At 65.2% G+C, this 25,361-nt stretch carries 24 protein-coding genes and 7 tRNA genes; 22 read left to right on the top strand and 9 right to left on the bottom strand.

The window, feature by feature from the left end:
• The first annotated feature begins 8 nt into the window (after positions 1 to 8).
• From cheD to AM586_RS06530, 5 genes are all read left to right on the top strand, one after another.
• On the top strand, positions 9 to 608 hold the full coding sequence (cheD, locus tag AM586_RS06550) for a chemoreceptor glutamine deamidase CheD (RefSeq protein WP_060566990.1): 600 nt from the start codon (positions 9 to 11) through the stop codon (positions 606 to 608).
• A 14-nt stretch (positions 609 to 622) separates the two neighbouring features.
• Positions 623 to 1,699, top strand: a complete 1,077-nt coding sequence (locus AM586_RS06545; protein ID WP_060566989.1) for a chemotaxis response regulator protein-glutamate methylesterase — start codon at positions 623 to 625, stop codon at positions 1,697 to 1,699.
• Between the two features lie 125 nt (positions 1,700 to 1,824).
• The gene (gene cheY / locus AM586_RS06540) at positions 1,825 to 2,220 is read left to right on the top strand and encodes a chemotaxis response regulator CheY (RefSeq protein ID WP_060566987.1); all 396 of its coding nucleotides are present in this window, start codon (positions 1,825 to 1,827) and stop codon (positions 2,218 to 2,220) included.
• Between the two features lie 2 nt (positions 2,221 to 2,222).
• Complete coding sequence (cheZ, locus tag AM586_RS06535) at positions 2,223 to 2,870, top strand: protein phosphatase CheZ (protein WP_060566985.1); 648 nt, start codon at positions 2,223 to 2,225, stop codon at positions 2,868 to 2,870.
• A gap of 58 nt (positions 2,871 to 2,928) precedes the next feature.
• Positions 2,929 to 4,137: an EAL and HDOD domain-containing protein gene (locus tag AM586_RS06530; protein ID WP_060566983.1), complete on the top strand. Its 1,209-nt coding sequence runs from the start codon at positions 2,929 to 2,931 to the stop codon at positions 4,135 to 4,137.
• 72 nt (positions 4,138 to 4,209) lie between these two features.
• Here AM586_RS06530 and AM586_RS06525 read toward each other — a convergent pair whose 3' ends face one another.
• From AM586_RS06525 to AM586_RS06505, 5 genes are all read right to left on the bottom strand, one after another.
• Entirely contained in the window at positions 4,210 to 4,965 is a 756-nt protein-coding gene (locus tag AM586_RS06525; protein WP_060566981.1) for a flagellar brake protein, read from the bottom strand.
• Positions 4,966 to 5,078: 113 nt separating this feature from the next.
• Positions 5,079 to 5,918 (bottom strand): pantoate--beta-alanine ligase, encoded by an 840-nt coding sequence (gene panC, locus AM586_RS06520; RefSeq protein WP_060566980.1) that lies wholly within the window; start codon positions 5,916 to 5,918, stop codon positions 5,079 to 5,081.
• Between the two features lie 18 nt (positions 5,919 to 5,936).
• Positions 5,937 to 6,854, bottom strand: coding sequence for a ScpA family protein (locus AM586_RS06515; protein ID WP_082439694.1), 918 nt, complete (start codon positions 6,852 to 6,854; stop codon positions 5,937 to 5,939).
• Between the two features lie 25 nt (positions 6,855 to 6,879).
• Positions 6,880 to 7,089 (bottom strand): DUF3460 family protein, encoded by a 210-nt coding sequence (locus AM586_RS06510; protein WP_047822125.1) that lies wholly within the window; start codon positions 7,087 to 7,089, stop codon positions 6,880 to 6,882.
• 42 nt (positions 7,090 to 7,131) lie between these two features.
• Positions 7,132 to 8,448, bottom strand: coding sequence for a hypothetical protein (locus tag AM586_RS06505; RefSeq protein WP_047822126.1), 1,317 nt, complete (start codon positions 8,446 to 8,448; stop codon positions 7,132 to 7,134).
• Between the two features lie 131 nt (positions 8,449 to 8,579).
• On the opposite strand from AM586_RS06505, the gene AM586_RS06500 reads away from it, so the two are divergent.
• Positions 8,580 to 8,828, top strand: coding sequence for a hypothetical protein (locus AM586_RS06500; protein ID WP_047822128.1), 249 nt, complete (start codon positions 8,580 to 8,582; stop codon positions 8,826 to 8,828).
• Here AM586_RS06500 and metG read toward each other — a convergent pair whose 3' ends face one another.
• Positions 8,829 to 10,982 carry a methionine--tRNA ligase gene (gene metG / locus AM586_RS06495; RefSeq protein WP_047822196.1) on the bottom strand — a complete coding sequence of 718 codons (2,154 nt, stop codon included), beginning with the start codon at positions 10,980 to 10,982 and terminating at the stop codon, positions 8,829 to 8,831. It abuts the gene before it with no gap.
• Positions 10,983 to 11,132: 150 nt separating this feature from the next.
• Here metG and apbC point away from each other — a divergent pair, with 150 nt between their 5' ends.
• Complete coding sequence (gene apbC / locus AM586_RS06490) at positions 11,133 to 12,221, top strand: iron-sulfur cluster carrier protein ApbC (protein ID WP_047822130.1); 1,089 nt, start codon at positions 11,133 to 11,135, stop codon at positions 12,219 to 12,221.
• Positions 12,222 to 12,265: 44 nt separating this feature from the next.
• Positions 12,266 to 13,297, top strand: a complete 1,032-nt coding sequence (locus tag AM586_RS06485; protein ID WP_047822132.1) for an RNA methyltransferase — start codon at positions 12,266 to 12,268, stop codon at positions 13,295 to 13,297.
• A 47-nt stretch (positions 13,298 to 13,344) separates the two neighbouring features.
• On the opposite strand, the gene AM586_RS06480 is transcribed toward AM586_RS06485, so the two are convergent.
• Positions 13,345 to 14,418, bottom strand: coding sequence for a GGDEF domain-containing protein (locus tag AM586_RS06480; protein ID WP_162600528.1), 1,074 nt, complete (start codon positions 14,416 to 14,418; stop codon positions 13,345 to 13,347).
• Positions 14,419 to 14,736: 318 nt separating this feature from the next.
• Between AM586_RS06480 and gltX the strand changes: the two genes are divergently transcribed.
• The 10 genes from gltX to AM586_RS06430 all read left to right on the top strand — a co-directional run bounded on the left by gltX (position 14,737) and on the right by AM586_RS06430 (position 18,893).
• On the top strand, positions 14,737 to 16,140 hold the full coding sequence (gene gltX, locus AM586_RS06475) for a glutamate--tRNA ligase (RefSeq protein ID WP_047822136.1): 1,404 nt from the start codon (positions 14,737 to 14,739) through the stop codon (positions 16,138 to 16,140).
• Between the two features lie 65 nt (positions 16,141 to 16,205).
• Positions 16,206 to 16,281: transfer RNA gene (locus AM586_RS06470), tRNA-Ala, on the top strand.
• 23 nt (positions 16,282 to 16,304) lie between these two features.
• Positions 16,305 to 16,380 (top strand) — tRNA-Glu (locus tag AM586_RS06465).
• 94 nt (positions 16,381 to 16,474) lie between these two features.
• Positions 16,475 to 16,550 (top strand) — tRNA-Ala (locus AM586_RS06460).
• Positions 16,551 to 16,582: 32 nt separating this feature from the next.
• Positions 16,583 to 16,658: transfer RNA gene (locus AM586_RS06455), tRNA-Glu, on the top strand.
• A gap of 66 nt (positions 16,659 to 16,724) precedes the next feature.
• Positions 16,725 to 16,800: transfer RNA gene (locus AM586_RS06450), tRNA-Glu, on the top strand.
• Positions 16,801 to 16,847: 47 nt separating this feature from the next.
• Positions 16,848 to 16,923, top strand: a tRNA-Ala gene (locus AM586_RS06445).
• Positions 16,924 to 16,945: 22 nt separating this feature from the next.
• Positions 16,946 to 17,021: transfer RNA gene (locus tag AM586_RS06440), tRNA-Glu, on the top strand.
• 83 nt (positions 17,022 to 17,104) lie between these two features.
• Positions 17,105 to 18,277 carry an elongation factor P maturation arginine rhamnosyltransferase EarP gene (gene earP, locus AM586_RS06435; RefSeq protein ID WP_047822138.1) on the top strand — a complete coding sequence of 391 codons (1,173 nt, stop codon included), beginning with the start codon at positions 17,105 to 17,107 and terminating at the stop codon, positions 18,275 to 18,277.
• 40 nt (positions 18,278 to 18,317) lie between these two features.
• Entirely contained in the window at positions 18,318 to 18,893 is a 576-nt protein-coding gene (locus tag AM586_RS06430; RefSeq protein WP_060566978.1) for an elongation factor P, read from the top strand.
• 81 nt (positions 18,894 to 18,974) lie between these two features.
• On the opposite strand, the gene AM586_RS06425 is transcribed toward AM586_RS06430, so the two are convergent.
• Entirely contained in the window at positions 18,975 to 19,553 is a 579-nt protein-coding gene (locus AM586_RS06425) for a TetR/AcrR family transcriptional regulator (protein ID WP_229411038.1), read from the bottom strand.
• A 392-nt stretch (positions 19,554 to 19,945) separates the two neighbouring features.
• Here AM586_RS06425 and AM586_RS06420 point away from each other — a divergent pair, with 392 nt between their 5' ends.
• From AM586_RS06420 to AM586_RS06410, 3 genes are read left to right on the top strand one after another with little or no spacing between them, the layout of a single operon-like run.
• Positions 19,946 to 21,550, top strand: coding sequence for an amidase (locus tag AM586_RS06420; protein WP_047822142.1), 1,605 nt, complete (start codon positions 19,946 to 19,948; stop codon positions 21,548 to 21,550).
• A 4-nt stretch (positions 21,551 to 21,554) separates the two neighbouring features.
• Positions 21,555 to 23,039 (top strand): S41 family peptidase, encoded by a 1,485-nt coding sequence (locus tag AM586_RS06415; RefSeq protein ID WP_047822144.1) that lies wholly within the window; start codon positions 21,555 to 21,557, stop codon positions 23,037 to 23,039.
• Positions 23,040 to 23,044: 5 nt separating this feature from the next.
• Complete coding sequence (locus AM586_RS06410; protein ID WP_047822199.1) at positions 23,045 to 23,413, top strand: nuclear transport factor 2 family protein; 369 nt, start codon at positions 23,045 to 23,047, stop codon at positions 23,411 to 23,413.
• Here the strand turns inward: AM586_RS06410 and AM586_RS06405 are convergent.
• Positions 23,410 to 24,717 (bottom strand): FAD-dependent oxidoreductase, encoded by a 1,308-nt coding sequence (locus AM586_RS06405; protein ID WP_047822145.1) that lies wholly within the window; start codon positions 24,715 to 24,717, stop codon positions 23,410 to 23,412. The two genes, AM586_RS06410 and AM586_RS06405, sit on opposite strands and share 4 nt — an antisense overlap.
• 197 nt (positions 24,718 to 24,914) lie before the next feature.
• On the opposite strand from AM586_RS06405, the gene AM586_RS06400 reads away from it, so the two are divergent.
• A complete protein-coding gene (locus AM586_RS06400) occupies positions 24,915 to 25,361 on the top strand; it encodes a GNAT family N-acetyltransferase (protein ID WP_047822146.1) in 447 nt (148 codons plus the stop codon).

Genomic DNA, 25,361 nt, shown 5'->3' with positions numbered 1-25,361 from the left:
GCACCGCCATGGATACCAACAGCCATTTCGCCACCAACGTCTATTACGACCGCACCTTCGACTGCGAAGCCGCCAAGATCCTGCCGGGCGAGTACTACTACACCGGCAAGGAGATGCTGATCGTGACGGTGCTGGGTTCCTGCGTCTCGGCCTGCATCCGCGACCGCGTCAAGGGCCTGGGCGGCATGAACCACTTCATGCTGCCGGACGGCGGCGACCCCGGCAACCCGGTGTCGGCCTCGATGCGCTACGGGACCTATGCGATGGAAGTGCTGATCAACGATTTGCTGAAGGCCGGCGCGCGCCGCGAGCATCTGGAAGCGAAGGTGTTCGGCGGCGGCGCCGTGCTGCGCGGCTTCTCGGCCATGAATGTCGGCGAGCGCAACGCGGCCTTCGTGACGCAGTTCCTGAAGACCGAGCGCATCCCGGTGCTGGCCGAAGACCTGAACGACATCTATCCGCGCAAGGTGTACTTCTTCCCGCGCACCGGCAAGGTGCTGGTCAAGAAGCTGATGCAAACCCAAAACGACACGCTGGCGAGGCGCGAGCTCGACTACGCCAGCCGCCTCAAGGTCGCGCCGGTCGGCGGCGACATCGACCTGTTCTGACGAAAGGGCACAACATGCACTCCACGAACAAGATCAAAGTGGCGATCGTCGACGATTCCGCGCTGATCCGCAGCGTGATGACCGAGATCGTGAATTCGCAGCCGGACATGGAAGTCGTCGGCGTGGCGCCCGATCCCCTCGTCGCGCGCGAGCTGATCAAGCGCACCAATCCCGACGTGCTGACGCTCGACGTCGAGATGCCGAAGATGGACGGCCTCGATTTCCTCGAAAAGCTGATGCGCCTGCGCCCGATGCCGGTGCTGATGGTGTCCTCGCTGACCGAACGCGGCTCCGAGATCACCATGCGCGCGCTGGAACTGGGCGCGGTGGACTTCGTCACCAAGCCGAAGATCTCGATCCAGACCGGGATGCGCGAGTACACGGAGCTCATCGCCGACAAGATCCGCGGCGCCGCGCGCGCCCGCATCAAGCCGCGTACCCTGCACGCGCCGCCGCCCGGCGCCCAGCTGCCGCAGTTGCGCAGCCCGCTGACCTCGTCGGAAAAGCTGATCATCATCGGCGCCTCCACCGGCGGCACCGAGGCGATCCGCGAATTCCTGATGCAGATGCCGTCCGACTGCCCGGGCATCCTGATCGCCCAGCACATGCCGGAAGGCTTCACCAGCTCCTTTGCCAGGCGCCTCGATTCGCTGTGCCGGATCAGCGTCAGCGAAGCGCAGGGCAACGAGCGCGTGCTGCCCGGCCACGCCTATATCGCACCGGGCCACTCCCATTTGCTGTTGTCCCGCTCCGGCGCCAACTACATGACGAAGATCGAGCAGACCGAGCCGGTCAACCGCCACCGGCCTTCGGTGGACGTGCTGTTCCGCTCGGCGGCCCAGGCGGCCGGCAAGAATGCGGTCGGGGTGATCCTGACCGGGATGGGCAAGGACGGCGCCCAAGGCATGCTGGAAATGCGCAATGCCGGCGCCACCAACTTCGCCCAGGACGAGGCATCCTGCGTCGTGTTCGGCATGCCGCGCGAGGCGATCGCCATCGGCGCCGCCCATGAAGTGGGCGCACTGACGGCCTTGCCGGGCATGGTACTTGGTCATCTGGCAACGCAGGGCAGCCGGGCGTTGCGCGTTTGATCCGTTCGCACCCCTTTAGCCCCGGTTTTATCGCCGTAGAGCAACAAAAATGCTATGCTTAGGCCTGCTTTCGCAGAGTCGAAGTCCCACTAATACATATATACAGAGTAACAACGGAGTATTTCATGGCTGATCCAAAGATGCGTTTTTTAGTTGTTGACGATTTCTCGACGATGCGTCGCATCGTGCGGAATCTGTTGAAGGAACTGGGTTACGCCAACGTCGACGAAGCCGAAGATGGCGTGATGGCATTGGCCAAACTGCGCAGCGAACAGTTCGACTTCGTGGTCTCGGACTGGAATATGCCGAACATGGACGGTCTGACCATGCTGCAGAACATCCGTGCCGATCCCGCACTGGCCAAGCTTCCGGTGCTGATGGTGACCGCCGAAGCGAAGAAGGAAAACATCATCGCGGCCGCGCAAGCGGGCGCCAACGGCTATGTCGTGAAGCCTTTCACCGCCGCCACGCTGGACGAAAAGCTGAACAAGATTTTCGAAAAGATGGAAAAGGCAGCCTGAAAATGACCGAGCCACTTCCCGACTCGGGCTCGCACGACGAGGTCCTGAGCCGGATCGGGCATATGACCCGCGCGTTGCACGAGAACCTGCGCGGTCTGGGCCTGGACAAGCTGATCGAGAAAGCCGCCAGCGACATCCCGGATGCGCGCGACCGTCTCGACTACGTGGCGCGCCTGTCGGAACAGGCTGCCAAGCGGGTGCTGGACGCCACCGATGCCGCCAGCCCGCTGCAGGAAGGGATCGACGGCGCGGCGGTGGAGCTCACGCGTTCCTGGCAAACGCTGCTGGACAGCGGCGAGGGCAGTCCGGAATGGCGCGCGCTGGCCGAGAAGACCATCGCCAGCCTGGCCGTATCGCGCAGCGCCGCGGTGGCGACCCGCGGCCACCTGATGGACATCATGATGGCCCAGGACTTCCAGGACCTGACCGGCCAGGTAATCAAGCGCATCACCGGCATCGCCCAGAATCTCGAAAAGCAACTGGTCCAGGTGCTGGTCGATTTCGCGCCGGCCGAGGTCAAGCGCGAGTTCGACACTGGTCTGCTCAGTAACAGCTTAATGAACGGCCCGCAGATCAAGCCTGAAGGCGATGCCGAAGTGGTGGCCGACCAGGGCCAGGTCGACGACCTGCTCGACAGCCTCGGCTTCTGAATTCCGGTGCGCCCGCGGACGGCGCATCGCCCCTGTCTCTTGCGGCGATTGTTATCAAATGCATCAAACCAACTTCATCGTCCGTGAACCCCTGCTTGACCCCAAGCAGCGTGTGATTGGTTATGAACTGTGCTGGCAACAGCAGAGCGGAAGGGAAGTGAGCGCGGCCGACCTCGAAGCGCTGGTCGGCTTCGTTGCCGAGCACCTGGTCGACGACGAGCAAGGCTGGCTGCTGCGCGACAAACTGCTGTTCCTCGACGCCGTGCCGGCAATGCTGTCGACCGATGCCCTGCATGCGCTGCCGCCGGAGCGCACCGTGCTGTCGATCAGCGTGCGCGATCTCGTGAACGTCGATACCCGTGCCGCCGTGCAGGCCCTGCGCGCCGGCGGCGTCGGCATCTCGCTGCGCGGCGCCAACCTGGAGCTGCTGGGCCGCAACCTCTCCGTCATCGCGTCCTACGCCGAAGTGCGCTTCGCCGGCGCCGACGTCGCCACCCAGGCCCGCACCTATGCCGCCGTCAAGCAGTCGACGCTGCGCATGGTCGGCCGTCCGGTGTCGACCTGGGCCGACTTCGACGCCTGCGCCGCGCTGGGCCTGGACGCCTTCGTCGGCAAGCTGCACCTGACCCCGCGCGAGGGCGGCAATGCCAAGGGCATGAACCCGGCCCAGGCGATCATCCTGCAACTGATGCAGATGGTGCAGAACAACGAGGACGTGCCGAAGATCGAGGCCGTGCTCAAGCGCGACCCGGCCCTGATCTACAAACTCCTGCGCTTCATCAACTCGGCCGGATTCGGCGCCGGTCGCCAGATCGAGTCGCTGCGCCAGGCCATCGCCATGCTGGGCTATGCGCCGCTGTACCGCTGGCTGGTGCTGCTGCTGGCGACGGCCAGCTCCAACGGCTACTCGCCGGTGCTGATGGAAACGGCCGTCGTGCGTGCGCGCCTGTGCGAGCTGCTCGGCCAGAAGTTCCTGCCGCGCGCGGAAGCGGAGTATCTGTTCGTGGCCGGCATGTTCTCGCTGCTCGACCGCCTGCTGGGCCTGCCGATGAAGGACGTGCTGGACACCATCCAGCTGCCTGACGAGGTGGTGCGCGCGCTGCTGACGCGCGGCGGCACCTACGGCCCCTACCTGGCGCTGGCCGAGGCCTGCGAGCTGAATTCGAACCTGGTGGCGTCGATGGCGGCGGCGCTGGACATCAGCCCGCTGGATGTGAACAAGGCGCATTTGAGTGCGCTGGCCTGGGCGCAGAACCTCACCACCTGAGGCTTCGGGCGTCGGCAATGAAAAATGGCCCTGCAAAGGGCCATTTTTCATTTCAGGCATGCCGCGGAGCGATCAGCGCCTCAGTTGCACCTTGCTCACCGCCCGTTCCAGGCGCTGCTTCATCTGCATGGTGATGTTGGAGATCCGGCACCCGACCTGCACCTGTTCGCCCAGCAGGAAGGTGCGGAAGGGACGCATCAGGCGTACTTCGAGGTCGGCGACGATGGTCAGCGCCGGGCCCAGTTCCAGTTCTGCGGCGTCGATCTTCTTGCCGACATAGAATTCGTAAGCCTGCTCCGGCGTCGCGCGCAGGCCGACGCCGCCGCACGAGAAATCGTACAGCGGCAGTTCGAACACCTTGCCCAGGTAGACGAAGCGGGCGCCGTAGCTGCCGCTCAGCGGGCTTTCCAGCCGCGCTTCCGCGCGCCGGTTCAGGACCAGGCAGCTCGCCGGCAGCGGCAGCTCGACGGCGCGGGCGCGCCCCGGGATGAGGCTGCCGCCGGCTTCGAGTTCGAACTGGACCTTCGCATTCCCGCCCAGCGAGGCAACGAGGATCAGCCTGCCCTCGGCGAGCACCACATCCTCGGCCAGGTCGAGGATGAAGCAGCCGCGCTCGGTATCGATGGCGTCGATGCGCGCGACCAGGAAGTCCTGGCCGAGCGGATACACGGTGATCGCTTCGCCGGTCTGCGCCAGGGTCGACAGGGCGTCATGGATCTGGAAGGCGTCGTCGATCGTGTGCGCAGCCGCGTCAGCGCCGATCCGCGCGACGGCATCGGACAGCTTGGGAAGACCCTTGCGGATCTGCGAGGTGGCCAGGTCGGTCAAAATACTGCTCCTTGAATCTTTTTACGTGGTTTGGGTAAAAAGTGATTCCTCAAGTCTAGCAAATATAGTTGCTAATATCTACAGGGAAATTTCAAAAAAGAAAGTAGTGACGTTTAAATTTCCAGATTATCGATCAGGCGGGTGTTGCCCAGCTTGGCGGCGGTCAGCACCACCAATTGTTCCCCAGCGAGAACTTCATCGCGGCTCGGCGCCTGCAGGTTCATGCGCTTGCGGATCGAGACGTAGTCGGGCTTCCAGCCGCGTGCGGCCAGGCGGTGCATCGCATCCTGTTCCAGCGCCACCAGGTCCGGATGGCCGCCGCGGGTCTGTTCGGCCACGTAGTTGAGGGTCTGGTACAGGAAGGGCGCTTCGGCACGCTCCTCAGCGGACAGGTAGCCGTTACGCGAGGACAGCGCCAGGCCGTCGTCGGCGCGGAAGGTTTCGGCGCCGATGATCTCGGTCGGCATCGCGAGCTGGCGCGCCATGTTGCGGATGATCATCAGCTGCTGGTAATCCTTCTTGCCGAACACGGCCACGCGCGGCTGCACACAGGAGAACAGCTTGGTCACCACCGTGCACACGCCCGGGAACATCGCGGGGCGGAACTCGCCTTCGAGGATGTTGCCCAGGTCGTCCGGCGGCAACACGCGGTATTCCTGCGGCTCCGGGTACAGGTCTTTCTCGGTCGGTGCGAACAGCACGTACACGCCTTCCTTCTCCAGTTTCTCGACGTCGGCCTGGAAGGTGCGCGGGTATTTGTCGAAGTCCTCGTTCGGACCGAACTGCAGGCGGTTGACGAAGATCGAGGCGACGACCGGGTCGCCATGGCGGCGCGCCAGGCGCATCAGCGACAGGTGGCCCTCGTGCAGGTTGCCCATGGTCGGGACGAAGGCGGTGCGCAGTTGGCCGCGCAGCTGGTCGCGCAGTTCCTCGATGGTGGAGATGATTTTCATGGTGTCGTTATAAAGAGCTCAGGCCGGCGAATAGGCCAGCCAGACATAGATGGGCGCGAATGGTTCGGCCTGGGTAATTTCGATCAGGGTTTCCTTGGCCAGCTCGAGCATGGCCACGAAGTGCACGACCACGACCGGCCTGCTTTCCTGTCCCGCGAACAGCTCCGAGAATTCGACGAAGCGCTGGGACTGGAGTGTACGCAGGATTGCCGACATGTGCTCGCGCACCGACAGTTCCTCGCGCCCGATGCGGTGGTGCTGGGTCAGCTTGGCGCGCCGCAGCACATCCATCCAGGCGCGCTGCAGATCGTGCGGATCGACGTGCGGCCACACCGGGGCCAGGCCCTGTTCGACCGGCAGCGAGGGGCGCTGGAAGTCGCGTTCGTGCTGGGGCAGGGCGCCCAGGCGCTGCGCCGCCGCCTTGATCTGCTCGTACTCCAGCAGCCGCCGCACCAGTTCCGCGCGCGGGTCGCCCACGTCCTCGATGAGCTCATCCTGGCGCTTGGGCAGCAGCATGCGCGACTTGATCTCGATGAGCATGGCCGCCATCAGCAGGTACTCGGCGGCCAGTTCCAGGTTGTGCTTGCGGATCTGCTCGACGTATTCCAGGTATTGCAGGGTCACCTGCGCCATCGGGATGTCGAGGATGTTGAAGTTCTGCTTGCGGATCAGGTACAGCAGGAGGTCGAGCGGACCTTCGAAGGCGTCGAGGAAGACTTCGAGCGCGTCGGGCGGGATATACAGGTCGTTGGGCAGGCGCAGCAGCGGCTCGCCGTACAGGCGGGCGATGCTGGCTTCGGCGGCCTCGGCGGCAACCTGCAGCGCCTCCTCCGTGCCGGCGACGGCGGGACCGTCCACGATGGCGCCGTCGTCCGGCGGGGAATCGGCGAGCCCTTCGGGCCCGTCCGGGGCCCCGGTCGCCTGCTCAGGCACCATCGTCCTCAGCCTGCTCGCGCCGGACTCAGACCTTGGTCTGGTACGGGTAAGCCTGCTGGCGCAGGCGCGACTCGTCGACGCGGCGCTGCTCCTCCAGCGACAGCGGAGCCTTGTCCCACAGCAGGGCGCGGCCGGCGACCTGGCGCTCGTCCATGCCCGGGGTTTTCTCTTTCAGTTCCTTGATGAACTTGGTGTGATCGGATTCGTAATTCGCGTGTTTAGTGAACAGGCCCATGATGCTCTTTAAAAATAAGGTACAAACAGGAAATTCTACTGCTTACTTGTGCAGCTCGTTCAGCTGGCGGGCGATGATGTCGTGGTTGAGCCACAGCACCGGCGCAATCTTTTCGGCCGCGCCATGGAACATCAGCGGGCCCGTGCCTTCCAGCACCAGCGTCGACAGGTGGTCCGTGATCAGGGCCTTCTTGTCCTTGTGCAGCGAGGTGATCTCGTCGGCGATGCCGATCATCAGCTCGGCCAGCTCCGGAGTGTTGTCCATCGGCCAGGCTTCGAAGTTGCGGAACTCGGTGCTGGTGCCGGTCTGCAGATAGGTTTCCAGCTTGTCGAGAATCGACTGCAGCGAGACGCCGTCGTTCAGCAGGCCCTGGCAGATATCCCATTGCTGCTGGGCCCAGGCGCCGCCACCTTCCTGCTTGAGTGCCAGCAGCAACGGGAACAGCGACAGTTCCACGCCGACGAAGATGTCGGAAGAGTTGGTGCGGATTTCCGGGCAGTTGAACACGGTCGCGGGCACGCCCTGCTTGAAGGCGGCGTCGGCGATCGACTCCAGGCGCATCTTGGCGTAGCCCTGGGTGTAGTTGGTGTAGGTCTGCCAGGCGTACTCGCCGCCGATCAGGATCTCGGTGCCGTGGTAGCCGTAGGCCGTGTAGCGTACTTCGCCGCCCTTGGCCGCGACGCGCTCGCGGATCTTGCCCGATGCGTCGATCAGGTATTTCAGGGTGTTCGCCGAAACTTCGTCGAAGTTCATCAGGATCAGCTTGCCCAGGTCGCTGTCGAGCAGGGCGCGCGAGGACATGAAGCGCTCGCCGCGGCCTTTGTAAATGCGGTTGGCGATCGCCAGGAAGGCCTTGATGCGCGGAATGCCGCCGGCCATGGTATGGGCGAAGAACACGTTGGCGCCGTCCGGGATCAGCTTGTCGATCTCGTCCATGGCCTGCTGGGTCGAGGCGGTGAAGCGCGCGACGCCAGCCTGGCGGCAGCGCTCGATCTTCTCCCAGTCCAGCTTGTCTTCCTGCCAGCTCTTGAGGGTAAGCCCGGACAGCATCTCGGTCGGGTTCTGCTCGCCCGCCGGGGCGTCCATGTCGAAACCGGCCATCAGCGGCACATTGACGATGCGGCCGCCCAGCTTGGCTTCCGCTTCCGCATGCTCTTCCGCGGTCAGGGCGCGCAGGCTGCCGTCGTCGTTGCGGCGGCCCACGGTGATGCCCAGGATCGTCATGCCGGCCTTGCGCGCTTCGTCGATCAGGCCGTTCACGTAGCCACGGCCGAACAGTTCGCCGAACAGGACGAAGACGTCACCTTGACGGAACAGGTTCGCGTGCGGGATGTGTCGCAGGGCTTTGTATTCGGTCATATTATTTGCTACCACTCAAAAGTAAGGAGGTTTTAAAACAGCGCATTATACTGCTACTGGCGCATGGAAATTCATAGTATTCTGGCAAGGCCACAAGCTTCGCTTTCCAAAACCACAATCACAGGTGAACCATGAAAGCCCTTACGCACTACGCCGCAATCACCCTTGCCATCGCCGTCCTCGGCGGCTGCGCCAGCGTCCATGAAGCCGAGTCGCCGGCGCCGCTCGGCGCCGCCGCCACCTCCGGCAGCGATGCGGCCGCGAACATCACCGGCAGCCGCATTCCCTCGCGCCGCACCGAAAAAATGGTCAGCCAGATCGGCGGACAGGATTACAAGGACAACAAGGCGGCGCTGGCGGCGCCGCTGGAATCGCACTGATCAGCGGATGCGCATGCCCGGCTGGGCGCCGCTCACCGGCTCGAGCAGGTACAGGCCCGGGTTCGTCTTCTCGTCCTTGCTCGATGCGCACAGCACCATGCCTTCCGACACGCCGAACTTCATCTTGCGCGGCGCCAGGTTGGCGACCATCACGGTCAGCTTGCCGATCAGCTGTTCCGGCTGGTAGGCCGACTTGATGCCCGAGAATACATTGCGCAGACGGCCTTCGCCGACGTCCAGGGTCAGGCGCAGCAGCTTGCTCGACCCTTCGACGTGCTCGCAATTGACGATCTTCGCCACGCGCAGGTCGACCTTCGTGAAATCATCGATCGAGATTTCGGGAGCAAGTTCCTCGATATCGCCGGCGGTTCCAACTGCCTCAGCATTTCCGGCGCTTGCGGCGGCTGCCGGCGCGGGCGCGGCGGCCGGGGCCGCAGCCGGTACAGCGGCCGGCTTGTCGAACAGGTCTTCGACCATCTTGGCGTCGACGCGCTGCATCAGGTGGCTGTAGGCGCCGATGCTGCGGCCCAGCACCGTGTCGTACACGTTCTCGCCCTTCGTGTCGTCCCACGAGAAGGCCGCGTCGCCCAGGAATTCCTGGACGCGCCCGGCCACGTGCGGCAGCACCGGCGACAGCATGATGGTCAGCTGGCGGAACAGGATCAGGGCGGTGGTGCAGACTTCGTGCAGCTCCGCGGTTTTGGTCTCGTCCTTGGCCAGCAGCCAGGGCTTGTTCTCGTCCACGTACTGGTTGGCGACGTCGGCGATGGCCATCACTTCGCGCAGGGCGCGGCCGAATTCGCGGGCTTCATAGCTGGCGGCGATGGCGGCCTGGCGCTCGCCGTCCTCGCCGCTCAGGGCGCGGGCGATCCACTCGTGCGCCTTGGGCGACAGTTCGGTGGCCAGCTTGCCGTCGAATTTCTTGGCGATGAAGCCGGCGCAGCGGCTGGCGATGTTCACGTACTTACCGATCAGGTCGCTGTTCACGCGGGCGACGAAGTCCTCGCCGGTGAAGTCCAGGTCCTCGACCTTGCTGTTCAGCTTGAATGCCAGGTAGTAGCGCAGCCACTCCGGATTCATCTTCAGTTCCAGGTAGCGCAGCGGCGAGATGCCGGTGCCGCGCGACTTCGACATCTTTTCGTTGTTCACGGTCAGGTGGCCGTGGACATTCACCTTCAGCTTGTCGATCACCGGGTGGTTCGAGAAGTTCAGCATCGCCGGCCAGAATAGCAGGTGGAAGGACACGATGTCCTTGCCGATGAAGTGAACTTGCTCGGCCGACGGATCTTTCAGGAAGGCTTCGTAGTCGATGCCTTTCTTGGCGAAGTAATTCTTCAGCGAGGCCAGGTAGCCGACCGGCGCGTCCAGCCAGACGTAGAAGAACTTGCCCGGCGCATCCGGAATCGGGATGCCGAAGTAGGGCGCGTCACGGGAGATATCCCAGTCGGCCAGCTTTTCGCCGTTCTCGCCCAGCCATTCCGAGACCTTGTTGACCATTTCCGGCTGCAGGCGGCCCGGGGTGTTCAGCCACTCCTTCAGGAACTGGAAGCAGCGCGGGTCGGACAGCTTGAAGAAGTACTGCTCGGACGGCTTCAGGATCGGGGTCGAACCGGTGAACACCGAGTACGGGTTGATCAGTTCGGTCGGCTGGTAGGCGGCGCCGCAGACTTCGCAGTTGTCGCCGTACTGGTCCTTGGCGTGGCAGACCGGGCACTCGCCCTTGATGTTGCGGTCGGCCAGGAACATGCCCTTGGTCGGATCGTAGAAGCGGTCGACGGTTTTGGTATAGATGAGGCCGGCGTCAACCAGCTTGCGGTAGATACCCTGCGAGAGCTCGACGTTTTCCGGCGAATCGGTCGAATACCAGTTGTCGAAGGCGATGTGGAAGCCGTCCAGGTACTGGGCGCGGCCGGCGGCGATGCGGGCCACGAATTCCTGCGGCGTCACGCCTTCCTTCTCGGCGGCGATCATGATCGGGGTGCCGTGGGTGTCGTCGGCGCCGACGAAGTGCACCACGCGCTGCTCGTTGCCATCTTTCTGCATGCGCTGGAAGCGGACCCAGATGTCGGCCTGGATGTATTCCATCATGTGACCGATGTGGAAGGCGGCGTTGGCATAGGGCAGGGCGGTGGTGACGAACAGCTTGCGTGTCATGGTCGGGAAAGAGGGATCGATATAGAAAAAAAGCATTTTACCAGCGGATGCCCCTGAACGGTCAGGGGGTAATCATGCGCTTTGCCACTCGGACAAGTGTCGTTCTCCCGATTTACGCTAAACTCTTGCGCATCACATCCGGAGAACCCCATGAGCATCACAGCAGAAGACGTAAAAGCCGCCCTGGCGGCAGTCAATGACCCGAATACCAATAAAGACTACGTCAGCACCCGTTCGGTCAAGAACATCCAGGTCGACGGCGGCAACGTCGCCCTCGACATCGAACTCGGCTATCCGGCGAAGAGCCAGTTCGCCCTGGTCCGCAGCGCCGTCATCGAGGCGGTGCGCAAGCTGCCGGGCGTGCAGAACGTCAGCGTCAACGTCACCAGCAAGATCCTGTCGCACACCGTTCAGCGCGGCCTGAAGGTGATGCCGAACGTGAAGAACATCATCGCCGTCGCCTCCGGCAAGGGCGGGGTCGGCAAATCGACCACGGCCGTCAACCTGGCGCTGGCCCTGGCGGCCGAGGGCGCCAGCGTCGGCGTGCTGGATGCCGACATCTACGGCCCTTCGCAGCCAACCATGCTGGGCATTAACGGCCGTCCGCAGAGCCTGGACGGCAAGACCATGGAGCCGCTCGAGAACCACGGCGTGCAGGTCTCGTCGATCGGCTTCCTGATCGACCCGGACGAGCCGATGGTCTGGCGCGGCCCGATGGTGACCCAGGCCCTGCAGCAGCTGCTGGAGCAGACCAACTGGCGCGAACTGGATTACCTGGTCGTCGACATGCCGCCGGGGACCGGCGACATCCAGCTGACCCTGTCCCAGAAGGTGCCGGTGACGGGCGCGGTGATCGTCACCACCCCGCAGGACATCGCCCTGCTGGACGCGCGCAAGGGCCTGAAGATGTTCGAGAAGGTCGGCATCCCGATCCTCGGCGTGGTGGAAAACATGAGCACCCACATCTGCTCGAACTGCGGCCATACCGAAGCCATCTTCGGCGAAGGCGGCGGCGAGAAGATGTGCGCCGACTTCGGCGTCGACTTCCTGGGCAAGCTGCCGCTGCAGCTGTCGATCCGCGAGCAGGCCGATTCCGGCACCCCGACCGTCGTCGCGGACCCGGACGGCGCCGTGGCCACCCTCTATAAAGAGATCGCGCGCAAGGTGGCGGTGAAGGTGGCGGACAAGGCGAAGGATATGAGCGCCAAGTTCCCGACGATCGTCGTCAAGAACGACTGAGACAACACCGTCGTTCCCGCCTGCGCGGGAACGACGGGCGATTCATGCGCATCTCCTCCCTCCGCACCCGCATCCGCTCCCTCGGCGCGCTCCCGCTGCACGAAGACCGCATCCTGCGCGACTGGGTGCGCAACGCCGGCCACGACCACGGCCGGCGGCGTCCGCTGGACTTCCTGCCGAAGCCGGTGCGCGAAGCGCTGCCGCAGATCGATGCCGAGCTCGACGGCCTGGCGCGCATCCTCGCCACGCATCCGGGCGAAGACGGCTCCGCGCGGCTCCTGGTCGGCCTGCAGGATGGCCAGACGGTGGAGACGGTGCTGCTGCCGCGCGACGGCGTGTGCGTCTCCAGCCAGGTCGGCTGCGCGGTCGGCTGCCAGTTCTGCATGACCGGTCAAAGCGGCCTGATCCGGCAGGTGACGAGCGGCGAGATCGTTGCCCAGGTGGTGCTGGCGCGGCGCCAGCGGCCGGTCAAGAAGGTCGTCTTCATGGGCATGGGCGAGCCGGCGCACAATCTCGACAATGTGATGGAAGCGATCGAGCTGCTGGGTGTCGAAGGGAATATCGCGCACAAGAACCTGGTGTTCTCGACCGTCGGCGATCCGCGCGTGTTCGAGCGCCTGCCGGCCGGCCGCGTCAAGCCGGCGCTGGCGCTGTCGCTGCACACGACCAAGCCTGCGCTGCGCGAACGCCTGCTGCCGCGCGCGCCGCGCATGACGCCCGCGGCGCTGGTGGAGGAGGGCGAGCGCTATGCGCGCCTGACCGGCTACCCGATCCAGTACCAGTGGACGCTGCTGGAAGGCGTGAACGACGGCCAGGACGAGCTGGACGCCCTCGTCGCGCTCCTGCGCGGCAGGTACGCCGTCCTCAACATGATCCCCTACAATGCCAACGAAGGCCTGCCGTTCCGCCGTCCCGGCTGGGACCAGGCCGAGCGCATCGCGGCCTGGCTGTTCGAACGCGGCATCCTGACCAAGCTGCGCGATTCGGCCGGCCAGGACGTCGACGCCGGCTGCGGCCAGTTGCGCGCGCGGGCGCTCGACGGCGCCCAGCCGGTCAGGCTGTATCGCAGCGCGTAGGGCGGGCACCACGTGCCCACGCGTGACGGTAGCGCCATGTCGGCTTTCTACGCCGCCCGGTCCACCATCTCGATATGCTGTCCCACCTGGCGCCCGCGCACCTGGTTGCGGCCGCCGCGCTTGGCTTCGTACATCAGCTGGTCCGCCAGCGCGATCATGCCTTGCGGCGTGACGGCGGCGCCGCCGGCGAAGTCGGCGCCGACGACGCCGAAGCTGGCGGTGGTGCCGAGCGACAGGCCGCCGATTTCGGTGCGCTGGGCGGCGAAGGCGGCGCGCACCCGTTCGGCCAGTTCGACCGCGCCGTCCAGGCGCGTCTCGGGCAGGATGATCAGGAATTCCTCGCCGCCGTAGCGCACCACGGTGTCGATCGACTCGCGGGTCATGGCCTGCGCCAGCTGCGCGAAGCTGCGCAGCAGCTCGTCGCCGGCGTGGTGGCCATGGGTGTCGTTGATCGCCTTGAAACCGTCCAGGTCGCACATGATCATCGACATGCTAAGGCGGTAGCGGCGCGCCCGCGCGATCTCGCCGTCGAGCAGGGCGGCGTTCAGGTGGCGCCGGTTGTAGCAGCCGGTGAGCGGATCACGGATCGACAGGTTGGTCAGCACCTGCTGGGCCCAGTACTGTTCGCGCCAGAGACGCGCCTGGCGGTTTGCCGCCAGCAGGCCGAAGACATTCGCGACCCCGATCAGCATCGTCATCGAGATCAGGTGGCGTGTGCTGTCGTTGTGCTGGTACCAGGCCAGGCCCAGGAAGGCCAGGCTGGCGCCCAGCGCGAGGATGGCGGCATTCGCCAGGCGGTTCGGGATGAAGACGAAGATGACGAAGGTCAGCAAGGCGGTGGACATGCCATGCAGCAGGATGTCCTGGGGACGGTAGTGGACCACGACCAGGTAGCCCGCCATGCCGAGGATCGTAAACATGGTCGACGTCAGGTAGACCGCCCGCACCGGCAAGGCGGCGCCGCGTACGTAACGAAGGCCGATGAGGGCCACCACGCCGGTCGAGAGGCGGGCCAGGATGGGATAGATCGCGCCCGCCATGCCCAGCGCCAGGATGTCGGTGACGCCGAACAGGATGTAGGCCAGCGAACAGAGCGTCAGGGCGCGGTGAAGATCGCGCACGATCATGCTGCTTTGCTGGTGCAGGAAACCGGCTTCCGTGGCCGCACAGGAGAATTCCCCGCGCAATCGCGCAATCGGTGCCGGGCTGGGGGTGTTCGACATGGGCGTTGGAGTAGACGGAAGAAATCGGAAGGCCGCTGAACTTTATCGAACATTTAAGTTTCTGTAAAGTAATTGAATGGCCGTAATGCAACATCGCCGAGGGCTCGCCAGCCCTTGCGCCCGAGGCCAGGGGGGAAGTTGTAAAATAGCTCCTTTATCATTCATTCGACGGCCGTGTTGCTCTCCTGCGACCCCGTCACTACTTTCGTCCCGACCATGACCGTCCGTACCCGTTTCGCTCCCAGCCCGACCGGCTATCTCCACCTCGGCGGCGCCCGCACCGCGCTGTATTCGTGGGCCTATGCCCGCCATTTCGGCGGCACCTTTATCCTGCGCATCGAAGATACCGACCTGGAGCGTTCGACCCCGGAAGCGGTGCAGGCGATCCTGGACGGCATGAAGTGGCTGGGCCTGGACCACGACGAAGGTCCGTTCTACCAGATGCAGCGCATGGACCGCTACCGCGAAGTCATCAAGTCGATGCTGGAAGCCGGTACCGCCTACCTGTGCTACTGCACCCCGGAAGAAGTCGAGGCGATGCGCGAGCGCATGCGCGCGGCCGGCGAGAAGCCGCGCTACGACGGCACCTGGCGCCCGGAAGAGGGCAAGACCCTGCCGGCCGTCCCGGCAGGGATCAAGCCGGTGGTGCGCTTCAAGAATCCGCTCGATGGCGAAGTGACCTGGCACGACGTGGTCAAGGGGCCTATCACGATCGGCAACAAGGAGCTCGACGACCTGATCATCGCGCGCGGCGACGGCACCCCGACCTATAACTTCTGCGTTGCCGTCGACGACTGGGACATGAAGATCACCCATGTGCTGCGCGGCGACGACCACGTCAACAACACGCCGCGCCAGATCAACATCCTGCGCGCGCTCGGCGCCGAGCTGCCGCAGTACGGCCACCTGCCGATGATCCTGGGGCCGGACGGCCAGAAGCTGTCGAAGCGACATGGCGCCGTCAGCGTGATGCAGTATCCGGAGCAGGGCTTCCTGCCGGAGGCGATGCTGAACTACCTGGCGCGCCTGGGCTGGAGCCACGGCGACGACGAGATCTTCTCGATGCAGCAGTTCACCGAGTGGTTCAACCTCGAGCACCTGACCGCGTCGGCGGCCCAGTTCAACCCGGAAAAGCTGGCCTGGCTGAACAACCACTATATCAAGCAGTCCGACAACGAGCGCCTGGCCGGCCTGGCGCGTCCGGTCATGGAGCGCGAGGGCGCGCAGTTCGACGGTGCGCCGCCGCTGGCCGCCGTGCTGGGCCTGATGAAGGAACGCACCCACACCATCAACGAACTGGCCGATGCGGCGATGCTGTTCTTCCGCACGCCGAATCCTGCGAATCCGGAATATCAGGCGCTGCTGGCCCAGCACCTGACCGACGCCGTGCGTCCGGCGCTGGCGCAGTTCGCCGAGAAGCTGCAGACGGTGGAGTGGAGCAAGCCGGCGCTGTCCGCCGCGATGAAGGAAGTACTGGCGGCGCATGGCCTGAAGATGCCGCAACTGGCCATGCCGCTGCGCCTGCTGGTCACCGGCCAGCTGCAGACCCCGGCCATCGACGCGGTGCTGGAATTGTTCGGCCGCGACACCGTGCTGGCGCGCCTGCAAAAAGGTCTCTGACGACCCACTTTGACTATTTGCGAAATGCAAGTGCCTCCGCTATAATGCTCGCACTTCAGCACTGCGGGGGTATAGCTCAGCTGGGAGAGCGCTTGCATGGCATGCAAGAGGTCAGCGGTTCGATCCCGCTTACCTCCACCAACTCTGAAGTAAAGCAGTCAAGGGTCCCCATCGTCTAGAGGCCTAGGACATCACCCTTTCACGGTGAGTACCGGGGTTCGAATCCCCGTGGGGACGCCAGCGGGATCAGACCCCTGGAATAGTAGTGCCAGTGTCGTGAAAACGATGCTGTTAGAAGTAAAAACAGTATGTTATAGTGCTGTTTTCCCGAAACGGGGGTATAGCTCAGCTGGGAGAGCGCTTGCATGGCATGCAAGAGGTCAGCGGTTCGATCCCGCTTACCTCCACCAAGTTTCAGGAAACGGTTTTATGGCAGTCCAGGGTCCCCATCGTCTAGAGGCCTAGGACATCACCCTTTCACGGTGAGTACCGGGGTTCGAATCCCCGTGGGGACGCCAAGAACAAGAAGATGCTGCCCACCCAGCAGGGCAGTATCGAAGCAGTAAAGCTTTGAAGAGTTTTAGGTCCCCATCGTCTAGAGGCCTAGGACATCACCCTTTCACGGTGAGTACCGGGGTTCGAATCCCCGTGGGGACGCCAGAATAGCAAGGAGCCGCCTTGAGCGGCTCTTTTGTTGAGTAGTTTTGGGGGGTATAGCTCAGCTGGGAGAGCGCTTGCATGGCATGCAAGAGGTCAGCGGTTCGATCCCGCTTACCTCCACCAAATTAGCAGTAGAAAGTTTTAGGTCCCCATCGTCTAGAGGCCTAGGACATCACCCTTTCACGGTGAGTACCGGGGTTCGAATCCCCGTGGGGACGCCAGTCAAAGACCGGAGCAGACCACCCGCAGATGCGGAAAGGTGCTTCGGTTTTTCTTTTGGTCGTCCAATCCTTTTCAAACGATCATGTCTTCCGAATTTCCCCGCACCCTCGCCATTTTCTGCAAGGTCGTCGATAACTATGGCGACATCGGCATCTGCTGGCGCCTGGCGCGCCAGTTCCATGCCGAGCACGGCATCGCGGTCACCTTGTGGGTGGACGACCTGGCGAGCTTCCGCCGGATCTGGCCGCAGGTCGACGTCGACGCCGCGCAGCAGGACGTCGGCGGGGTCACGGTGCGCCACTGGCGCGGCCAGGACGGCGAATTCGCGCCGGCCGAGATCCCGGACATGGTGATCGAATTCTTCGGTGTCGACCTCCCGCCCGGCTATATCGCCGCGATGGCGCAGTGCGAGCCGCGTCCGGTCTGGATCAATTACGAGGGCCTGAGCGCCGAGGAATGGGTCGAAGGCTGCCACCGCCTGCCGTCGATGCACCCGCGCCTGAAGCTGACCAAGCATTTCTTCTTCCCGGGTTTCACGGACAAGACCGGCGGCCTGCTGCGCGAGCGCGGCCTGGTCGAGGAATGCGCGCGCTTCCAGGCCGATCCCGTCGCGATGGCCGCCTTCCTGGCGCCCTTCGGCGTGACGCGGGACGAGCTGGCGTCGCTGAAGGTCAGCCTGTTCTGCTATCCGGAAGCGCCGGTCGGCGAATTGTTCGCCGCCTGGGAGCAGGGCGCGGCGCGCGTGACCTGCCTGGTGCCGGAGGGCGTGGCGCGCGAGCAGGTGCGGGCCTTCATCGGGGCCGAAGTCCATCCCGGCGCACATGCCACGCGCGGCGCCCTGACGGTGCGCGTGATTCCCTTCATGCCGCAGACTGACTATGATCGCCTGCTATGGGCCTGCGACCTGAACTTCGTGCGCGGGGAGGACTCCTGGGTACGCGCCCAATGGGCTGCCCGTCCTTTCATTTGGCACATTTATCCGCAAGATGAAAACTTGCATCATGTTAAACTCCGCGCGTTTCTGCAAAAGTATGCAGTGAATACGCAGAGTCTGGTCGACTTTTCCCTGCGCTGGAATGGCGCGCGGGAAGGACACATGGACGCCCTGTGGACGTCCCTGCAAGCCGAACTGCCAACGCTCGTGCGCCGGGCCCGCGAATGGGAAGCGCAGATGTTGGCAAACGGCGATTTAGTGAGCAATCTGCTGGATTTCGCCCGGTCGCTTCGTATGCGGCCGGAAAATAACATGGTATGATGCTCGGTTACTGCAACTCCTTTTTTGGTTAATAATTCCTATGAAACCCGCAAAAGAAATTCGTGTCGGCAACATCATCATGGTCGATGCCAAGCCTTTCATCGTGCTGCGCTCTGACGTCAACGGCTCGAGCCGCACGGGCTTCACCTACAAGTGGAAGATGAAGAATCTTCTGACCAACGCTCCGCTGGAAAACGTGTTCCGCGGTGACGACAAGTTCGACGTCGTCGTGCTGGACAAGAAGCCGGTGACCTATTCGTACTTCGCCGATCCGCTGTACGTCTTCATGGACGAAGAGTACAACCAGTACGAGATCGAAGAAGAAAACATGGGCGACGCCATCAACTACCTGAAAGACGGTATGGCATGCGAAGCCGTGTTCTACGACGGCAAGGCGATCTCGGTCGAACTGCCGATCACCATCGCTCGCCAGGTCATCTACACCGAGCCGGCCGTCAAGGGCAACACCTCGGGCAACGTGATGAAGGAAGCGAAACTGGAAAACGCGATCGAGGCGAAGCAGTTCACCATCCAGGTGCCGCTGTTCGTCAACCAGGACGACGTCATCGAGATCGACACCCGTACCGCCGAGTACAAGAAAGTCGTCCGTAACTAATCGGACTTCCTGCGAAAAAAACGCTGCCTCGGCAGCGTTTTTTTTGCCTGAACCGCCACCGGCGGCGCGGCGCAGCGCCGATCACGGCCGGCAGCGCAATCCGTCGACCAGCAAGCCCACCATCTTGCGCGTCGTGGCCGTATCCTCGTCGGGATTCGCCTTGCACAGGGTCGCCACCGCACGCAGCAGTTCTTCCGCCTCGTAGCCCGGCCGGATGACGTCCCGTTCGACCGCGGTCCGCAGCAGCGAGGCGAGGGCGGGCCGCAAACGCCCGAAAAAATATTCCGGCAGCGCGGCATACGCGGCGTTGTCCGATTGCAGGGCGCCCGACAGCCCGCGCTTGGTCACGATGAAGTCGACATAGCGCTGCATCCAGCGCGCCAGCGCCTCGCCGGGTTCGCAGTCGGCGGCCAGGCTGGCGGCGGCATCGGCGCAGTCGTCGATCTGCGACTTCATCACCGCGACGATCAGGTCGGCGCGCTGCGGGAAGTGGCGGTAGACCGTGCCCACGCCCACGCCCGCGCGCTCGGCGATCTCGCGCACCGGCGCATCGACGCCCGATTGCGCAAACACTTCCATGGCTGCCTGGAGCAGCGAACGCAGGTTGCGCTGGGCGTCGACACGCCTGGCGCGCGGCTGCTGCTCGTCCGTCTCGTTCAAGGCTTCTCCTTGCTTTGCTTTCGTATTCATAAAAAATATCTATTAACCGGAACCACGTTCCGGTTATAATTCGGAATCGCGTTCCGCTTATGCGATGGTAGCAGAGTCCGACGTTCTTGTTTCGAAAGGGAACATCATGAATAAAACCGAAGTATGCATGTTTTGCCGCTACAGGAGAACCCGGGGCGGCGCTGCCGCGTCCTGCTGCGCGGGCCAGGAAGTATTGCGCAGCACGGCGGAAGCCGAGCGGCCGAGCCAGGGACTTGCCCGCGCGATGCCTGAAAGGCTGCGCTCGCCGGCGCCGCGCCCGCCAATGTCGCGCTAGCCCAAAAGCCGTGTCACATGGGCAACTTTACTGGTATGCTCATGCATTATCTGACACGGAGGGTTGTATGAAGCGCAGGGATTTCGTTCGGCTTGGTGTGAGCGCAGGCATGGCGGCAGGGGCGGCCGGCATGGCGCAGGTGGCCGGCGCGGCCGATGCCCACGGTGGCGGGGCAGGCATCCTGGACGCCGGCGTCCAGGAGCAGCAGGTCCGGATGGCGGCCGGCAAGCTGAGTTCGAAATCGCTGGTGCAACAGTACCTGGCGCGCATCGCCGCGATCGACAAGGCCGGCCCGCGCATCAATGCCGTCATCGAACTGAATCCGGACGCGCTGGCGATCGCCGAGGAGCGCGACCGCGAACGCAAGGCGGGCAAGCTGCGCGGTCCGCTGCACGGCATTCCGGTCCTCATCAAGGACAACATCGCCACTGCCGACAAGATGAGCACCACCGCCGGTTCGCTGGCCCTGGCCGGCGTGCGCGCCAGCAAGGACGCCTTCGTCGCGCAGAAGCTGCGCGAGGCGGGCGCCGTCATCCTCGGCAAGACCAATCTGTCCGAGTGGGCGAACATGCGCTCGACGCATTCGGTCAGCGGCTGGAGCGGTCGCGGTGGCCAGACCCGCAATCCCTACGCGCTGGACCGCAACACCAGCGGCTCGAGCGCCGGATCGGGCGCGGCGGCAGCGGCGGCCCTGGCCACGCTGACGATCGGCACCGAGACCGACGGATCGATCGTCTCGCCTTCGTCGACCTGCGGCATCGTCGGCATCAAGCCGACCCTGGGCCTGGTCAGCCGCAGCGGCATCATCCCGATCGCGCACTCGCAGGACACGGCCGGCCCGATGACCCGCAGCGTGGCCGACGCCGCGCTGCTGCTGGGCGCGATCGCCGGCGTCGATCCGGCGGATGCCGCCACCAGGGACGCGCAGGGCAAGGCCGCCGACTATGCCGCCGCGCTGCGCCTCGACGGCCTGCGCGGCAAGCGCATCGGCGTCGCCCGCAACTTCTTCGGCAGCAGCCCGGCCATCGACGCCGTGATCGAGAAGGAACTGGCGGTGCTGAGGGCGCAGGGCGCGATCCTGGTCGACGTGCAGGTGCCGAACGTCGACAAATACGGCGACAGCGAACTCGAAGTCCTGCTGGCCGAGTTCCGTCCGGACCTCGAAGCCTGGCTCGCCAGCTACGCGCCGCACGCGCCGGTCAAGAGCATGGCCGACCTGATCGCCTTCAACGACAAGAACGCCGGCCGCGAGCTGCAGCACTTCGGCCAGGAGCACCTGGTCGCGGCCCAGCAGAAGCCCGGCCTGGACGACAAGACCTACCGCGACGCGCTCGCCAACAACCACCGCTACGCGCGCGAGGAAGGCATCGACAAGATATTGAAGGACGAGAAGCTGGACGCGCTGGTCGCGCCGACCGGCGGCACCGCCTGGCTGACCGACTACATCAATGGCGACCACTACGGCGGCAGCTTCTCCTCGCCGGCGGCGGTGGCCGGCTATCCGCACGTGACGGTGCCCGCCGGGTATGTGGCCGGCCTGCCGGTCGGGATCTCGTTCGTCGGCACGGCCTGGACCGAAGCGGCCCTGATCGGCATGGCCTACGCCTACGAGCAGGCCAGCCAGCGCCGCCGTCCGCCGAGCTTCCCGGCGACCGTCAACCTGAAGGCCTGAGCCGGTGCGGGCCCGGACATTCAAGGCGACGCAGGCCGCCGCGCTGTGCCTGGCGATGGCCGGCGCCGCCGCGCATGCGGGGGCCGCGCCGGATACCCCGAAGGCGCCCGACTGGGCCGCCATCGCACGCCAGGACCTGCGCTTTGCCGTCGACACGATCCGCACCCGCCATGCCGGCTACGTGGCCGGCGAGCCGAGCGTGACGCAGCCGCTCGCGGCCGGCATGCGCGCCGGCCTGCCCGAGGCGGACGCCGTGCGCAGCGAGCAGGATTACCGGCGCCTGATGATGCGCTTCATCGCCGGCTTCGGCGATCCGCACACCGGCATCGACCTGCATCTGGCAGTGCGCGGCTGGACCGGCATTGTGATCGACCAGGACCGGGACGCGAAAGGAGCGCGCTATCGCGTCGTCTGGTCCGAGCCGGGCTGGCCCACGCCGCTGCCCCCGCGTGGCAGCGTGGTGCACGGCTGCGACGGCGCCTGGATCGGCACCTGGCTGCAGATGCAGGTCGCGCCTTTCCTGAACCGCAGCGCCGAATACGGCTCCGCCTTCAGCACCATGGCGCAGCAGTCGATGTTCGACCTGGGCCTGGGCTGGACCCCGTCGCAGTGCCTGTTCGAGCTGCCCGACGGCAGCCGCAAATCCTTCGCGCTGGCGCAGCGCAGCGTCCCCAGCGAGGTCGCGCAGGCGCGCCTCGACACGCTGCAGCCGGGCTGGCGCGCCATCGCCAGCCCGGTCGGCGTCACCACCCTGGCGCCGGACAAACGCTGGGTCGGCATGCCGAACTTCGATGGCGCGCGCTCGGGCGCGGCCTACGAGGCGCTGTACCCGCAACTGGCCGCCCTGCCGAAGTCGGGCTGGGTCGTGTTCGACCTGCGCGGCAACGGCGGCGGCGATTCGAGCTGGGGCAGCCGCGCGCTGGCCGCGCTGTACGGCGACGCCTATGCCGGGCAGTTGAGTTCCGCAGGCGGCGTCAGCAAATACCTGATCGCCGATGAAGCGACGGCGAGCCTGCTGAAGCGCTATATCGCCGCGCCGGAATACGCCGCGTCGAAGGCAGGCAGCGAGAGCGACCTGGCCAGGGTCGAGGCGGCGATGCGCAGCGGCGAGAAGATGGCCCTGGTGGCGGGCGAGCGCGATGCCGCGGCCGCGCCGGCAGTGCTGCGCCGGCCGCATGGCCCGCGCGTCGCCGCCGTCATCGATCGCACCTGCTTCAGTTCCTGCATGGCCTTCCTGCAGCAGCTCCAGGCAATGGGCGACACCGTGGTGCTCGGTGAAGCCACCATCGGCTATTCCCCCTTCGGCGAGATCAATATTTTCGAACTGCCGAGCGGGCACGGCGCCCTGCGCATCCCCTCGGCCTTCTACAAGACCGCGCAGCCGACCCGCGAACCCTTCGTGCCCGACTATCCTTTCGCCGGCAGCATGACGGACGGGAAAACGCTGCAGCAATGGGTCAACACCACACTCGACGGAATCAAGCGATGACAGACATGCGCAATAAAGAAGCCGCAATCACCTTTCTCCAGATGACCGCCGCCGGCCAGGTCGAGCAAGCCTTCGAGCGCTTCGCCGGCCCGCGGTTCCGCCATCACAATCCGCATTTCGCCGGCGATGCCGCTTCGATCAAGGCCGGCATGCTGGACAACGCGGCGCGCTTCCCGGACATGGCCTTCGAGGTGCTGCGCGCGATCGCCGACGGCCCGCTGGTGGCCGTTCATTCACGCGCACGGATGACGCCGGACGGGGTCGACATCGCGATCGTCCACATCCTGCGTTTCGAAGGCGACAGGATTGCGGAGATGTGGGACATCGGCCAGGCCCAGCCTGACCCGATGGCGAACGAGTACGGGATGTTCTAGGCAGCGTTGGCGGTGAGTTGCCGGCCAAGCCGCTTGCCCAGCGCCAGCAGGGTGAGCGTGGGCGGCAGGCCCCAGGGCTGAGGGATCACCGAGGCGTCGCACACATACAGGCCGGGCGTGGCGGTCCGCAGGCCGCTGTCGACTCGTTCGCCGATGCGCAGGCTGCCGCCGGGATGGGCGGCGAAGTGATGGCTGGCGAAGACCTGGCGCGCGCCGGCCCGTTCGAGGATGCCGCGCGCGATCCCGATGCCCTTGTCGAACTTCTCGCGGTCGGCGGCCTGCAGGGTCTTGTCGACCCAGCGCTGGCCCACCCGGCCGCCGATCTCGTCGCGGATCTTGACCATGATGCCGAGCGTGCGGCGATGCGCCAGCAGGCGGTCGACGCGGCCGGCCTGCAGCGCGAAGGCCTGGTACATGGCCCGCGGCAGGGTCAGGTCGGCCAGTGCGATGCCATCCTGATGCCAGCTGGCGCCGGCCGCCATCGGCACCTCCGCGCCCCCGGGCTCGTCCGTGCCGAGATCGTCGACGCTGCCCATCACCGCCACCACCGGGTCGCTGAAGAAGGCGCTCGGGCCTTCCAGCAAACCGGACGCGCGCAGCAGGCGCGGACTGCCGATGCCGCCGGCGGCCAGCACCACGCGGCCGGCGCGCAGCACCCGGGCGGCGCCGTCGATCTCCGCTTCCACCCCCACCGCGCGGCCGTCGTCGACCAGCACGCGCGTCACCCGTGCGCGCTCGCGCAGCACCGCGCCGTGGCCACGCGCTTCGTCGACGAAGTCGCGTGCGGTCCACTTGGCGCCGAAGGGGCAGCCGGTCACGCAGCGCCAGCAGCCGCGGCGGCACGATTCCGGGCGGATCAGTTTGTCGAGCTTGCGCCAGTCGAGGCCGAGGCCGCGCGCCGCCTCCATGATGCGCGCCGCCATCGGGCCGACCAGCGCATCCGGCAGCGGCGCCATCGGCAGCTCGGCGCGCAGTTCGGCGAGCGCAGGGTCGAGGTCGATCCCGTGCGCCGCGAACATGGCGCGCGGGGGCGGGGCGGCGGTGGCGAAATTGATGGTCGAGGTGCCGCCCAGCGTGATCGCACGCACCAGCAGCGAGGCGTCGCGATGGATGAAGGCGCCCTTGCCGGGCACGGCGGCCATCGCGGCCATCTGGCCGAGCGTGCCTTTCAGGGGTGCGGCGCTGCCTTGTTCCAGCATCAGCACCGCAGCGCCGCGCTTGGCCAGCTCGCGCGCCACGCTGGCGCCGCCCGGACCGGTGCCGACCACGATGGTATCGAATGAGGAAGAGGTGGGGGCGGGCATGCGTTCGGCTGTGCTGGGTCGGGGTTCCGCATGCTACCACCGAGGCCGGCGCCTGTGCAGGCAGCCGCCGTCGATTGTCAATACAGTAAAGACAGTATGTAACATTTACTTACAAATCGCCTGCCTGCTTTACATACATTTGCTCGCATGTACTTATGGTGCGAGTTAAGCTGGAAGAAATTGATCATGACCATTCCATGCAGCCTTCTCTCCGTTTCCTGCCCCTGAGCGCTCCACTGACCGACAAAGTCCTGCTGGCCTTCCGCAAGGATGCCGGCTGGAGCAACCGCGACACGTCCGGCGTTCACAAGGCCGGCCAGCCGGGCGGCCTGGTCCAGTGGGTGACGGTCGAGTCGGGGAAGAAGCGGGTCGGCATAGCGCGCCTGGAGCTGGCGCCGCCGCAATTCTGTTTCGTGTCGGACCTGATCGTCCTGTCGGACTACCGCGGGCGCGGCGTCGGCGAATGGTTCATGAGGCAGATCGAGCAGCACTGCATGGGATTGGGCATTCCGCGCGTGCTGCTGCAGCCGATGGACGACAACCGCGCCTTCTACGAAAAGCTCGACTTCGTCGCCGACCCTCTCGCGGCCGGCTTCCTGAAGAAGGATATCCGGCCGCCGCAGCGCCGGATCCTGCCGTTCTGA

This window comes from Massilia sp. WG5, assembly GCF_001412595.2.
Lineage (GTDB): Bacteria > Pseudomonadota > Gammaproteobacteria > Burkholderiales > Burkholderiaceae_D > Telluria.
This window is presented reverse-complemented; position numbering and strand designations above follow the sequence as displayed.